General features: G+C 72.4%; 10 protein-coding genes. 7 read left to right on the forward strand and 3 right to left on the reverse strand.

The features are described from left to right. Positions 1-2: 2 nt before the first annotated feature. Positions 3-1,046, forward strand: a complete 1,044-nt coding sequence (locus AB0R04_RS03535; protein ID WP_363367791.1) for an MBL fold metallo-hydrolase — start codon at positions 3-5, stop codon at positions 1,044-1,046. A gap of 9 nt (positions 1,047-1,055) precedes the next feature. Here AB0R04_RS03535 and AB0R04_RS03540 read toward each other — a convergent pair whose 3' ends face one another. Next, positions 1,056-1,616: a MarR family transcriptional regulator gene (locus AB0R04_RS03540; protein WP_363367793.1), complete on the reverse strand. Its 561-nt coding sequence runs from the start codon at positions 1,614-1,616 to the stop codon at positions 1,056-1,058. Positions 1,617-1,731: 115 nt separating this feature from the next. On the opposite strand from AB0R04_RS03540, the gene AB0R04_RS03545 reads away from it, so the two are divergent. Continuing rightward, positions 1,732-3,228: an MFS transporter gene (locus AB0R04_RS03545; RefSeq protein WP_363367795.1), complete on the forward strand. Its 1,497-nt coding sequence runs from the start codon at positions 1,732-1,734 to the stop codon at positions 3,226-3,228. A 190-nt stretch (positions 3,229-3,418) separates the two neighbouring features. Here AB0R04_RS03545 and AB0R04_RS03550 read toward each other — a convergent pair whose 3' ends face one another. After that, complete coding sequence (locus AB0R04_RS03550; protein WP_363367797.1) at positions 3,419-4,873, reverse strand: DUF2079 domain-containing protein; 1,455 nt, start codon at positions 4,871-4,873, stop codon at positions 3,419-3,421. Between the two features lie 130 nt (positions 4,874-5,003). Here AB0R04_RS03550 and AB0R04_RS03555 point away from each other — a divergent pair, with 130 nt between their 5' ends. The 3 genes from AB0R04_RS03555 (at position 5,004) to AB0R04_RS03565 (ending at position 8,141) form a co-directional block, all read left to right on the forward strand. Then, entirely contained in the window at positions 5,004-5,678 is a 675-nt protein-coding gene (locus AB0R04_RS03555) for a response regulator transcription factor (RefSeq protein ID WP_363367799.1), read from the forward strand. Beyond that, positions 5,671-7,167 (forward strand): HAMP domain-containing sensor histidine kinase, encoded by a 1,497-nt coding sequence (locus AB0R04_RS03560; RefSeq protein WP_363367801.1) that lies wholly within the window; start codon positions 5,671-5,673, stop codon positions 7,165-7,167. Before AB0R04_RS03555 ends, AB0R04_RS03560 begins: the two co-directional genes overlap by 8 nt. 521 nt (positions 7,168-7,688) lie before the next feature. Next, positions 7,689-8,141, forward strand: a complete 453-nt coding sequence (locus AB0R04_RS03565; RefSeq protein WP_363367803.1) for a hypothetical protein — start codon at positions 7,689-7,691, stop codon at positions 8,139-8,141. Positions 8,142-8,149: 8 nt separating this feature from the next. Here AB0R04_RS03565 and AB0R04_RS03570 read toward each other — a convergent pair whose 3' ends face one another. Next, positions 8,150-11,032: a BTAD domain-containing putative transcriptional regulator gene (locus AB0R04_RS03570; protein ID WP_363367805.1), complete on the reverse strand. Its 2,883-nt coding sequence runs from the start codon at positions 11,030-11,032 to the stop codon at positions 8,150-8,152. 226 nt (positions 11,033-11,258) lie between these two features. Here AB0R04_RS03570 and AB0R04_RS03575 point away from each other — a divergent pair, with 226 nt between their 5' ends. Both AB0R04_RS03575 and AB0R04_RS03580 read left to right on the forward strand, forming a co-directional pair. Next, entirely contained in the window at positions 11,259-11,831 is a 573-nt protein-coding gene (locus tag AB0R04_RS03575) for a hypothetical protein (RefSeq protein ID WP_363367807.1), read from the forward strand. Between the two features lie 516 nt (positions 11,832-12,347). Continuing rightward, a partial coding sequence (locus tag AB0R04_RS03580; RefSeq protein ID WP_363367809.1) for a hypothetical protein occupies positions 12,348-13,679 on the forward strand: 1,332 nt, incomplete at its 3' end.

The raw sequence follows: 13,679 nt of genomic DNA on the forward strand, positions 1-13,679 counted from the left end.
CCGTGATCCACCCCACCCGCCGGACCGCCACGGACGCCGACTTCACCAGACGCCGCTTCGCCCAGCTCGCCGCCCTGGGCATCGCCGCCGGAGCCGCACCGATCGCCGCCTCGGCCCCGGCCTCCGCCTCGACCCCGGCCTCCACCTCCACGGGTACGCCGTCCGCCTCCCGCCCGCACTACGACCGCGCCCGCCGCCTCGCCGGCGACGACCCCGTGCTGCGCGCCCTGGTGACGGCGCTGACCTCCGGCTCCGACCTTCCTGACCTGCCCGCGCCGGCGCCCGTCAAGCTGTTCGACAACCTCGTGCTCCTGAGCGCGGGCTGGGTCTCCGCGATGGCGGTGCTGACGGACGACGGCATCGTGCTGATCGACGCACTCACCTCCCCGGCCGACGCCGACGGCATCATCGTCCCCGGGCTGCGCGCGGTCGGAGCCGATCCGGCGGCGATCAAGCACGTCGTCCTCACCCACGGCCATTCGGACCACTTCGGTGGCGCGCAAACCCTCGCCGACCGCTACGGCGCCCGCGTGCACATGTCCCCGGCCGACTGGGACCTCCTCGCCCGCACCCGCCCGGCCGACGCCCCCGCCCGGGACCTCGACATCGCGGACAGCGGGCAGCTCACGCTCGGCGGCACGACGATCGAGCTGCACCACACCCCGGGCCACACCCCCGGCACCGTCTCCCCGGTCATCCCCGTCCGGGCCGGCCGCCGGCACCACAGCGCGATGCTGTGGGGCGGCCTCAACCCGCCCTCGACGGTGGAGGAGCTGCGCACCTTCCTCGCGTCCGTCCAGGCCTTCCGGGGTGTCATGCGCCGGGCGAACGTGGAGGTCGAGCTCTCCAACCACCCGAACGACCACGGCCTCGAACGCGCCGAACAACTGCGCCACCAGCCGCCCGGTGCCGCGAACCCCTTCCTCCTCGGCGGCCCCCGGACGCAGCGGTACATGGCGGTCATCGACGCGATGCTGCGCGGCCGGATCGCCGACGCCGAGGCGCCGACGGCCCGGGCCGTCGCGGCACCGCTCGCCTGCTGCTGACCGTCCGGATCATTCCCGACCGGGGGCGGACGTGCCGGGGGCGGACGTGTCGGGGGAGTGCGGCGCCTTGGAGTCCTGTTCCCCGAGGTGGGTGTCCAAAGTGGTGTTCAGGTCGGCCATGAACGCTTCGAACTGCTCCAGGAGCCGGGGCGGGTAGTTCGACATCGCGGCGTCGAGGCGGTGGGCGACCGGGTCGAAGAACTCCTCCGCCCGTTCCCGGATGTGCCCTCCGCCGCGCAGGGTGACGATGCGCCGGTCGGTGTGTTCACGGGCGCGGGTGATGTGTCCCGCGGCTTCGAGGCGGTTCAGGAGTGCGGTGGTCGCTCCCGTGGACAGGGAGATCCGCTCGCTGAGCCGGGCCGGTGACAGGGGGGTTCCGCGCTCCTCGGCGGCGGTGATCTGGAGCAGCGCGATGGCGTCGGTGGAGTGCAGGCCGAGCCAGGCGGCGAAGCGGCGGCCGAGCTCCGTGTAGTGGGTGCCGTAGATCCTCAGCGCTTCCGTCAGCCGCTCGCGCTGTTCCGCGACCTTGTTGCGCTGTTCCGCGACCTTGTCGCGCTTGGCCTCTTCCACGGGACCCTCCACCCTCGTCGTCCGCCGCGCGGTCACATCGGCATTCCAGGTTGACAACCTATCTCCATCATTTTACCTTCACTGTGAAATTACTTCACCATGGAGGTATCTGCTCGTGTCCGCCCCTGCCCCCACCCTCGGCACCACCACCGAGCCCTACCGATGGCGGTGGCTGATCCTGGCGGTCATGATCACGGCCGAGATCATGGACCTCCTGGACGCTTCGATCGTCAACGTCGCCGGCCCGGACCTGGGGGAATCCCTCGGCTCCGGCCCCGTCGGACTGCAATGGGTCATCGGCGGCTACGCCCTCACCCTGGGCGCCGGCCTGGTCCTCGGCGGCCGCCTCGGCGACCGGTACGGCCGGCGCCGGATGTTCCTGGTCGGCCTGGCCGCCTTCACCGTGAGCTCGCTGCTGTGCGCGCTCGCGCCGAACATCGAGTCGTTGATCGCCTTCCGTCTGCTGCAGGGCACCGCCGGGGCGCTGCTGCTGCCCCAGGGCCTGGGCCTGCTGCGGGAGAACTTCTCCGGGCCCGAGCTCACCAAGGTCTTCGCGATCTTCGGGCCCGTGCTCGGTCTGGGCGGCATCATCGGCCCGGTCCTGGGCGGCTTCCTCATCGAGGGCGACTTCTTCGGCCTCGGCTGGAGATCGGTGTTCCTGATCAACCTGCCCATCGGACTCGCGGCCCTGATCGTCGCCGCGAAGTTCGTCCCCGACAGGGCGGGCAGTCGCACGGTACGGGTCGACATCACCGGCGCGGCCCTGATCGTGGCCTCGTGCGCCCTGCTCGTGTTGCCGCTGAACCAGGGAGAGGAGGACGGCTGGCCGCTGTGGACCTGGCTGAGCATGGCCGCCTCCGCGATCGGCTTCGCCCTGTTCGCCCTTCAGCAGCGCCGAACGGCCGCCGCGGGCCGCGAACCGCTGGTGACCCCCGCCCTGCTCCGCAAGCCCGCCTTCACCGTCGGGCTCGGCGGCATTGCCCTGTTCTTCGGCGGGATGATCGGCACCCAGCTCGTCCTGACCCTCTACCTCCAGATCGGCAGGCACTTCACCGCAGGTGAGGCGGGACTGGGCAACCTGCCCCTCGCGGTGGGCACCGCGATCGGCGGCGCCGTCAGCGGCGCTTTCCTCGTGAACAGGATCGGCCGTGGCGTGCTCCAGATCGGACCGCTGGTCCAGCTCGCCGGTGCGGCCGCGCTGTGGTTCGAACTCGACGGCCTCGACACCGCCACCTTCTCCATCTGGGACATCGTTCCCGGCACCGTCGTGGCGGGCATCGGCGCCGGCATGGTGATCGCCGCCCTGTTCAGCTTCATCCTCGCGGCCGTCGACGACCACGAGATCGGCTCCGCATCCGGAGTCCTGACCGCGGTCCAGGCCGTCGGCGGCTCCATCGGCGTCGCCGTCTTCGGCTCGGTCTTCTTCGGCCAGGTCAAGGCCGGCGACTTCACCACCGGCTTCCACCACGCGCTGATCGTCCAGGCATGCCTGCTGGTGGTGTTCCTCGCCATCACCTTCCTCCTGCCCAGGGAGGCCCGCCCCGACGAGGAGCAGCACGGCACCACCCCCGAGGCCGCCACCGACCCCGGCACCAGGCACCTCACCGTCTGACGCCGGGGCGGGAGACCGCGCCGCACCGGCGACCTGAGCGGCCAGGTCGGTGCCGAGACCCACGTGCACAACGACTACGTCACCGGCGGCCTGGAGCCGGCCCGGGTGGCCGGGGCCGGCTACCTGGTGCCTGCCGCAGCGCACGTGTCCCGCGCCCGCACCCCGGTGGCCGACGTTCCCGCGGAGGCCGTCATTCCCGCGCGCCGAGGTGGTAGACGGTGACGCCGCCGGCGCTCGCGACGGGACGGTAGCCGGCGGCGGGGAGGGCGCGAAGGGCTTCGGCCTCCTGGCCGGCGGGGAAGAGGCCGTCCCGCGGGTGGTCGTGGGCCGCGACCCAGTCGGGCTTCGCGCCGGGGCCTCCGGGGTAGTACGGGAAGAGGAAAACCCGGGTGCGGTCGGTGAGTTGGGGCGCGATGCCGTTGGCGGCCGCGACCTGCGCACCGTCCGGGATCACCCGCAGCACCCCGCGCACGGCGTCGGCCGTCGCGTCGCGCTGCCAGGTGGCGGGCCGGGCCAGCTCGGCGAGGGGGCGGAAGGGCAGGGCGGCAACCGTCACCGCGAGCCCGACGGCCACGAGGCCGCAGGCCGTCCACCGCCGCAGGCCGTGCCGCGCGCGGAGCCGGGCCAGGGCGTCGGCGAAGGCGACGAAGATGATCGGCATCAGGACGGCGCCGTAGTGGAAGCCCGTCCCCCAGTAGGCGGGGTTGGTGGACCAGAACCGCCAGGCCAGGGTGGGGAGCGCGAGCAGGATCAGTGGCGAACGCAGGGCCAGGAACGCGGTGGGGGCCAGCAGCACGGCGACGGTCCCCCACTTCTGGGCGGGCAGGAGCAGCCTGGTCACGGGGTCGCCGGACGGACCGTCCACGTTGGACAGGTAGGTGTAGACGCCGTCGGGATTGAGGGCCGGGATGACGACCAGCACCACCAGCGCCACGGTGGCGGTGGCGAGCGCGACGACGGCCACGCCGAGTCGGCGGCGGCCGTGCCAGAACAGGTAGCAGCCGACGGCCACGACCGTCGCCGCCTGGTCCTCCTTCACGAGCAGCAACGGCAGCACGCACCACGCGGCCGCGCGCCACCTCCGCAGCGTCAGCCGCTCCAGGGCGAAGGCCAACAGCGGTACGGCGAAGGCGATTTCATGGAAGTCGAAGGCCACCGCCTGCTGCAGGCCGACCGACAGCCCGTACCCGACGCCGATGCCCGCGCCCGCCCACGGACCGGCCGCCCGCGCCGCCACCCTGGTCACCGGGACGGCGGACACGGCGAGCAGCGCCGCCTGGGCGACCAGCAGGGTCAGCGGGGAGGGGAACGCCCGGTAGAACGGTGCGAGGGTGGCCAGAATCGGGTGGAAGTGGTCCCCGAGCAGGTGGAACCCCGGCCCCTTCAGCTCGGAGACCGGCGCGCGGCCCTCGGCGTAGCCGCGGACGGCCTGCTCGAAGATTCCCAGGTCGAAGCCGGACGTCCGCAGGTGCAGATGGCGGGAGACGGACAGCGCGCCGTAGGCGGCGAACAGCACGGCGGCGAGCGCCCAGGGCAGCAGGGCGGTCCGGCCCGGCCGGGCCTGGGGCTGGGACTGGAGCTGGGACTGGGCCTGGAGCTGGGGTTCGACCGTGGCGCGGGGTGCGCGGGTCAGGGTCAGAGTCACGGGGCTCACCTCGCGGTAGGGCGGACGTGGGGCGACCCCCGAAGCGTCCGACCCGCCCTCTGAAGATCCGCTGAAAGAGCCTGAAAGCACCTTCAGGAACCGCGACACCCCCCGTGACATGCTGAGACGCATGCGCGTACTGGTGGTGGAGGACGAGACCCGGATGGCCGATGCCCTCCGGGACGGGCTCGAAGCGGAGGGCTACACCGTGGACGTCGTCCACGACGGCCGCTCCGGCCTCTGGTACGCGCGCACCGGCGACTACCGGGCGATCCTGCTGGACGTCATGCTCCCCGGCCTCAACGGCTACCGGGTCTGCGCCCAACTGCGGCAGGAAGGCGTCACCACCCCGATCCTGATGCTCACCGCCAAGGACGGCGAGTACGACGAGATCGAGGCCCTGGACACCGGCGCCGACGACTACCTCGCCAAGCCCTTCTCCTACCCGGTCCTGGTCGCCCGGCTGCGGGCCCTGGTCCGCCGCGGCGGCGCCGAACGCCCGCCCGCGCTGACCGTCGGCGACCTGGTCCTCGACCCCGCCGACCGCTCCTGCCGCCGCGCCGGCACCCCGGTCGCCCTCACGCCCCGCGAGTACGCCGTCCTGGAGTGCCTGGCCGAACGCCCCGGCGAGGTCGTCGCCAAAACCACCGTCCTCGACCAGGTCTGGGGGAGCGGCTACGAGGGCGACCCGAACATCGTCGAGGTGTACGTCAGCGCGCTGCGCCGCAAGATCGACGTCCCGTTCGGCCGGAACTCCATCGTCACCGTGCGCGGTACCGGCTACCGGCTGGACTCCCGTGGCTAGGCCGCCGCGGCTGCCCCGGCTGCTGCGCTCACTGCACTCACTGCGCTCGCTGCGGGCCCGTTCCGCGGCGGCGGCCGGCCTGGCCGCTGCCGCCGCCTTCACCACGGGCGCGTTCTGGCTCAGCCACAGCCTCTACGACTCCCAGTTGGACGACGCGAAGGTCGCCGCACAGGCCCGCCTCGACGTGGCGGTCGCGGACATGCGCACCGGCCACGTCCCGGCGAGCGGCCTGCTGCTCGGCGACCGCGTCTACGCCCTCGTCCTGGACTCCGGCCGGCTCCTGGAGGTCAGCCCCGACCTCGAACCTTTCCGTGCCCAGGTCGCCGCCCAGCTCACGCCGCTGCCCGAAGGCGGGCAGGTCTCCCGCACCCTCACGCTCGACGCCCCCGTCCCCGCCACCGGCACCGGCACCGCGAACCGTCTGGCCCACCGCACCCTCCCCCTGTACGGGCAGAGCGCCGGCGGCATTGACGGCCGCGCCCTGCTGTCCGGCTTCGGCGAACCCGACCGGGGCGAGCGCACCGTCACCGCCTACCTGCTCGTACCGCCCTGGGACGCCGAACGCGTCCAGGAGTCCGTCCAACGGCTGCTGCTGGTCGCCGGGCCCTTCGCCGTCCTGCTGGTGGCCGCCATCGCCTGGGCGGTCACCGCCCGGGCGATGCGCCGGGTCGAGGCGATCCGCGCCCAGATGGCCTCCATCACCGCCCAGCACCTCGACCGGCGCGTCCCCGTCCCGCCCACCGCCGACGAGATCACCCACCTCGCCACCACCACCAACCAGACCCTCGAGAAGCTCGACCACGCCGTCACCGCCCAGCGCCGCTTCGTCGCCGACGCCTCCCACGAACTGCGCAGTCCCCTCGCCGGACTGCGCACCTCCCTGGAGGTCGCCCTCACCCACCCCGACCGCACCGACTGGCCCACCGTCGTCCGCGCCGCCCGCGCCGACACCGTCCGCCTCCAGCACCTCGCCGACGACCTGCTCCTGCTCGCCCGCCCACCCCTCGCCGCACCGGCCCACCACACCCGGGTCGAACTCACCGACCTCGCCCGCGACGTCGCCGCCGAACTCCCGCACGGCACCAGCCGGATCACCGTCCACGCCGACCGCCCGCTGGAAGTCCCCGGCAACGCCGCCCAACTCCACCGCCTGCTCCGCAACCTGCTGGAGAACGCGCTGCGCCACGCCGCCGACCACGTCACCGTCACCCTCACCGAGGACCCCGGCCCCGACGGCCACTGGGCCGTCCTCGAAGTCCTGGACGACGGCCCCGGCATCCCCGCCCCCGACCGCGAACGCGTCTTCGCCCCCTTCACCCGCCTCGACGAGGCCCGCACCCGCGACACCGGCGGCGCCGGACTCGGCCTCGCCATCGCCCGCGACCTGGCAACCCGCCACCACGGCACCCTCACCCTCGCCGATTCCCCCGCCGGCGCCCGCTTCCTCCTCCGCCTCCCCCTGCCACCCCACCCCGCCCGCACTCCGTGAGCCCGCCCGGCCCAGCGCTTGACCAGGTCGTCAACCGACTGCTGCGGCTGAGTGACAAAAGGAGGGCTCCCCAGGGAGGCTCACGATGTGACGAGTCGACTCCTCTTAACTTCTCCTGAGATTCGGACGCGTCGCCCAGCAGGCGGTCCAGCGCGTTCGCCACCCATGGAGGTCGTTGGATGAATCGCCGTCCCCGGGTCGCAGCGTCGCTGGCGGGCGCGGTCATCGCCCTCGCGTCTCCGTCGGCGGACGTCGCAGCGCAGGCGTCCGCGCGGCATGCGTTCGGCTCCCTGTGGATTCAGGACGGGGACGGGGTGGGGGAGGGAGGACACCACGACCACAATCCCCCGCGTGACTGCCACAGTGCCCGCCGTGTCATCCTCATCGACCAGAGCTTCCGAATCATCCTGAAGAACGGCCGGCACGGGCCGGAGGCTCTCGTTCTCCAGGGGTCCACGTCATCCCCGCCCTCGTCGCCGGCAGCACCATGGGACAACTTCGCTCCTTCAACGTATTTGGACGTGAACTATCCCACCCAGACCAGCAACCAGTACGAGTGGCAGATCCGTGACTTCTTCAGGGAGCACCCGCTCTTCGTGGTGAAGGCGTTCGACCGCCACGAACGGGTCTTCTCCTTCCCGGCCACCCACTGCATCGACAAGCGCGACGGCGGTGAGCGCGGTGAGGGCGACCGGGGTGACGGCGCTCTTCTGTACGGGGGCGGACCTGCCGACGGGAGCGACCCGTCCGGCTCCCCGTCGCCCCAGGCGACGGACAGTCCTCAGGACGGCCAGTCTGCGTCGGAAACCCCCAGCTCCGGGGCCACCATCCCCCCTCCTCCGCGCTCCGCCGCGGCCGAGGGCAGGCACAGCCGTCTGCTGAGTGCGAAGCACGTCGGGATCGCGATCGGCGGTCTGCTGGTGGTTCTGGGAGTGCTGGCCACGGCCCGGCTCCGACGTCGTTCCGACACGTGACAGAACACCTAGGGTCGCCGGTCGGTCGTGGCGGGCGGAGTGAAACCCAGTGCGGCCAGGATCGGCAGGTTCGAGGTCAGCTGGTGCGCCGGCAGCTCCGCGTAGATCTCGTGCGCGGCGTCCCAGGCCTGACGGCAGCGCTGTTCGCGCCCCAGTGCCCGGTGGGCGGCGGCCAGTCCTGCCAAGGCGTGGGCCCGCTGGGCGGGATAGCCTGTCAGGCGGCTGCTCACGGCGAGGGACCGTTCGTAGTGCCCGACCGCCTCCTCCGGCCGCCCGAGGGCGTGCTGCGCCGCGGCCAGGGTGTTGAGCAGAGAGCAGTCCATCGGCCCGTTCCGCTGGGCCCTGGGCCGGGCGAGCACACGGCTCGCGTGGTCCGATGCTTCCTGGTAGCGGCCCAGGAGCAGGTAGGTCGGGGCCAGGCTGGTACGGCAGAGGTCGGCCGTCCAGTCATCGGTCTCCGGGCCGTCGGCCGTCAGCAGGTCGAGGGCCTGCTCGTAGTACTCCCCGGCGTCGGCGTAGCGGCCCGTGAAGTAGTGGTAAGCGCCGAGGTTGGCCAGGGCCCGGCCTTCGGCGCACCGGTCGCCGGCGTTGTGGGCGAGGCCCCTGGCCCGCTGGAATGTCCGCCGGGACAGGGTGAGTTCGCCCAGGGCGCCCCAGACGTGGCCCAGGTCGTTGAGGCTGTGCGCCTGGGCGCTCAGGTCGCCCAGGCGGCGGGCGGCGGCCACGGCCGTCCGGCCCAGGGCCACCCCTTCGGTCTGCGGCGAAGCGCGGTGGAGGTAGCTCCACAGCAGCGCGGGCAGTTTCCAGGCCGTTTCGTCGTCCCCGCGCTCGTGAGCGTGGCGGACGGTGGCGAGCAGGTTCGCCCGCTGGTCGTCGCACCATCGGGTGGCCTGTTCGGGGCCGGTGAGGTCGGCCACCCGCAGGCCGTCGGGCGGCGGGCCGAGGGGGACCCGCCGCCGCCCGGGGGTCAGCACCCGGGCAGCGGCGTGCGCGTGGTGCAGGCACCACGCGTGCCAGCGCTCGTGTAGTTCCCGCTGTTCCTCCGGGCTCTCCTCGCGGGCGCCCAGCTCGGCCGCGAAGAGCTTCAGCAGGTCGTGGAAGCGGTAGCGGCCCCGTGATGGCTCGGCGAGCAGGTGGGCGGTGGTCAGGCGGCCGAGGAGCCGTTCGCACTCGTCGACGGCGTACGCGGACAGGGTTGCGGCGACGGGGGCGCTGATGTCCACCCCCGGGAACAGGCCGAGCCGGCGGAACAGGCGTCGGGCGGCGGGGTCGAGCGCCTGGTAGGAGAGGCCGAAGGCCGATCGCAGGGAGGAGCGGTCGTCACCGTCGGCCTCCAGGGCGCCCAGGCGGTCGGTGGAGGAGGCCAGCTCGTCGGCGAAGGCGACGAGATCACGCTGCGGCCGATCGCGTAGCTGGGCCGCGGCGATGCCGAGCGCCAGCGGGAGGTGCCCGCAGGCGTCGAGCAGCCGGGCGCCGGCCTGCCGTTGCGCCTCGGCGGTGTCGGCGGTGTCGGCGCCCAGGATGCGGGCGAGCAGCGCCTGCCCCTCGGCGGGGGTGAAGCCGTCGAGCGCGACCCGGTGGGCGCCCTCGCGGGCGACGAGTCCGGTGAGACGGTCCCGGCTGGTGATCACGACGGCGCAGCCGCTGCCGCCCGGTAGCAGTGGCCTGACGTGCTCCGGGCCGGCGGCGTCGTCGAGGACGACGAGCATCCGCCGCCCGGCCAGCAGCGACCGGTAGAGCGCGGACGCCTCGTCCAACTGGGCCGGTATGGACTCGGCCGGCACACCCAGTGCGCGCAGGAACGCCGCCAGCACCCCGTGCGGGGGGCGGGGGCCGGCGGCGGACCAGCCCCGCAGGTCCGCGAACAGCCGTCCGTCGGGGAACCGCTCCCGCGTGAGGTGGGCCCAGTGCAGCGCCAGCACGGACTTCCCGACTCCGGCGGCACCCGTGATCACGGCGCACGGTGCCGCCGCCTGGCGGGCGCCGGGCTCCCCGGTGGCCAGCACCCGGTCCAGTACGAGCAGTTCGGGGGCGCGGCCGACGAACACGGAGAGGCCGGAAGGGAGTTGCTCGGGTCGTGGGTCCGCCGGGGGCGCCGCAGGGGCGACGCCGGTGGTCGGGGCGGTCTGGTCCGGACGGGCGGTCGGTGCCGGATGGGTGGTCGGTGCCGGACAGGGGAGGAGGAGGGCCCGTTGGAGGGCCTGGGCCTCAGGTGTCGGGTCCAGCCCGAGGTCCTCGGAGAGTCGGGAGGCATGGCGCCGGTAGGCCTCCAGCCCGTCGCCGTGTCGGCCCGAGCGGTGCAGGGCAGTCAGCAGCTGCCGCACCAGGCGGTCACGGAGCGGGAAATCGGCGACCAGGCCGGTCAGTTCCGCGGCGACCTCGCGGTGCCGCCCCGCCTCCAACTCCAGTTCGTAGAGCCGCTCCAGCACGGCCATCCGCTGCTCCTCCAGGCCGGCCGCGAGAGCGGCGAAGACCAGGCCGGGCAACCCGTCCAGCGCGGGGCCGCGCCACAGCTCCAGGGCTTCGCGCAACCGGGGGACGGCCTGCGTCGCGTCCAGGTCCGCTGCCGCCGCGACCCGGGAGGCGAACAGGCGGTGGTCCACCCGGGCGTCGTCCGCCACCAGCCGGTAGCCCGCGCCGTCGGTCACGATGGGGGAGGCCGCCCCCGTGCCGAGCATGCGGCGCAGCAGGCCGACCATGTTGCGGATCTGGCGGTCCGCCGTGGCCGGAGGGTCCTGGTCCCAGACCGTGTCGACCAGTCGGGCGACCGGGACGGTCCGGTTCGAGTGCGCCACGAGCATCGCCAGCAGACTCCGCTGACGGCGTCCGCCCAACCGTACGGGAGCGGCCCCGGCCCACACCTCCAGGGACCCCAGGATCCTGAACTCCATGCCCCCCCCACCGGCGATACCGAGGCACCCCCCTTGGGGGGCGCCGGTGTTGACGAAGCGTCACCCCGCGCCCGGGTGTGTCACCTGAGCTGTCACGTGCCGGCACGCGGCAGCGTGCGTCACGACAAAGCAGTGATCAGATCATGCCAGAATCGTGCAGCCGATTGAGAGGGTTGCCGTGCACCGGCCGAAAGGCGCCGGTCTTCGACCCAGGAGTTGATCAACCATGGCACGCTCCCTCAAGCGCATCGGAGCCGTCCTTGCGGCGACGGCGATCGCACTGTCCCTGTCCGGCGCGGCCACGGCCGTCGCTCAACCCACGACGGCCGGAGACTCGACCCGACACTGCGTGGTGAACGCGCAGGGCGGCCAGGCGCAGTGCTTCGGCACCTACCGGGAGGCCATCGGCTATGCCACCGGCGGGCGGGTCGCCGACGCTCCGCCGACCGCCGCCGAGGCCGCCCGCGACAGCGCGTTCGCCGAGGAGCTGAACAGCCCGGCCGGCCTCTCCGACCTGGTGGTCCTGGGGACGATCTACCAGGACTTCTTCTTCGGGGGCCAATCGGTGACCTTCACCGGCCCGCACGCGTGCTACAACGGGAACGCCGCCGACTACTCCTTCGACATCCCCGCCCCGCTCCAGGACCACGTCTACTCGGTGCGCCCGTACGCCAACTGCTGGTTCAACCTGTTCACCGGATTCCAGGCCACCGGCTACGAGAGCCCCAGTTACAAGGGTGAGACCGTCTCGGTGGACGAGGCCTGGCGGACCCACGCCAAGTCGTTGACGCTCGGCTGAGCCACGGTCCCGACGTCCTTCCCCGGCAACCTCGGCAACCCCCCGTAGCCGCAGGGGCAAGGCCGGGGCAGGGGCGCATGACCTGCCAGCGATACCTGTCCCGCATCGCCACCAGCGATGACGGGACAGAGCCGTTGGTGCAGAACTGGTCACCAGGTGATCAGGACGTAGCCGTCGCCCCGCGGGCTCCGGAGGCGTTCTGGGCGTTGGCGCCAGCGGCGCCGCTGGCGCTGTCGAGGTGGGGCTGCTGGCGGGGTCGAGTTCGGCGAGGGAGAGCGCCGGAACGTCCGGGCTGGCCGGAACGGGCCTGGGCCGATTCAGGCCAGCCGAAGGCCCTTTCGAGGCTCCTGACCTGTGGTGAGACTGGTGACTGCCGCCAGGGAGCACCTGCCCGGGGCAGCACACCGGACCAGGTGTCACCGACCGCTGCTCCTGGAGGACGGCCGTCACGGCCCGGTGTGTGCCGAGCACCACGCACGGCCGATCCCACCCCTCTCTCCCCGCTGGAGCACCGTCATGCCTTCGAAGACGTCCAAGCTGCTGCGCGTCACGCTCGCCGCCGCCATCGCCGCCTCCGGTGCCGTGGTCGTCACGGCCGTCACCGCCGGGAGTTCGTACGCGGCGACGACCTCCTCGGTCGGCGGCCAGATCACCCGCTCGGAGATCCTTGCCCGCGCCCAGTTCTGGTACGGCAAGAACATCAACTACGACCAGGGCGGCTCGTACCCGGACTCCTCCGGCCGCGGCTACCGCACGGACTGCTCGGGCTACGTCTCGATGGCCTGGCACCTCGGCACCAGCGCCAACACGCAGGGCCTCGCGGACAGCTTCACCTACCAGATCAGCCGCAGCGACCTGATGCCGGGCGACATCCTGAACTCGTACTACGACCACGTCATCCTCTTCGAGAAGTGGGACGACGCCGCCCACACCACCTTCTCGTACTACTCCTTCGGCAGCACACCGGTGAAGCACCGGACCGGCGTCTCGATCAACGCCGCGTCCCTCGACTCGCACCCGAACGGCGACTACAAGGCGCTGCGCTACAAGAACGTCGTCGACGACCCGGCGCCGGGTTCGGCGTGGGTGCCGGCGTTGGGTGACGGTGGTTCGGTGAGTGGTGCTGATGGTACGGCTTACACCTTCACTCGTAGCGTTGACGGTCATCTTCAGGGGACTGCCAGGTATCCGACCGACAAGTGGGCGACCGTTGACCTCACGAATGTCGTGGGCACTCCGATTTCGGCGGGTGGTGCGCCCAGTGCCTTCGCGATGAAGAACGGTGTCACCGGTGTGGCCAGTGCCAACGCCGCCAACGGGCACCTGCAGATCACGTATCGCGATGCCGCCGACAAGTGGGTGACCAGCGACCTCACCAACCAGGTCGGTACGCCGGTCACCGGAGGTGCGGTCCGTGCAACGACGGACCCCGATGGCACGCTTGCCATCTACTCGCGTGGTTCGACGGACGGCGGGCATCTGAGTCTCACTGCTCTTCAGCCGAACGGGAGTTGGGCGACCGTCGACCTGACGAACATCGTCGGCACCCCGGTTTCGGCGGGTGGGGTGCCTGCGACCTTCACCCAGAAGAACGGGACCGTCGGCGTGGCCAGCGCGAATGCTGCCAACGGTCATCTCCAGATCACCTACAAGGATGCCGCCGGCCAGTGGGCGACCACGGACCTCGCCAACCAGGCCGGCACACCCGCCACCGACGGCGCCGTGAGTGCCACCACCGACTCCGATGGCACGCTCATGATCTACTCCCGCAGCACGGACGGCCATCTCCAGGGGACCGCCAGGTATGCGAACGGCCAGTGGGCGACGGTCGACCTGACGAACGTCGTC

Origin of the sequence: Kitasatospora sp. NPDC056731 (genome assembly GCF_040687675.1) — a bacterium.
Taxonomy (GTDB): Bacteria; Actinomycetota; Actinomycetes; order Streptomycetales; family Streptomycetaceae; genus Kitasatospora.

Coding starts and splice junctions, on each gene's coding strand:
- AB0R04_RS03575 (WP_363367807.1), top strand. CDS start 11,259: ATGGCACGCTCCCTCAAGCGCATCGGAGCCGTCCTTGCGGCGACGGCG.
- AB0R04_RS03555 (WP_363367799.1), top strand. CDS start 5,004: ATGCGCGTACTGGTGGTGGAGGACGAGACCCGGATGGCCGATGCCCTC.
- AB0R04_RS03570 (WP_363367805.1), bottom strand. CDS start 11,032: ATGGAGTTCAGGATCCTGGGGTCCCTGGAGGTGTGGGCCGGGGCCGCT.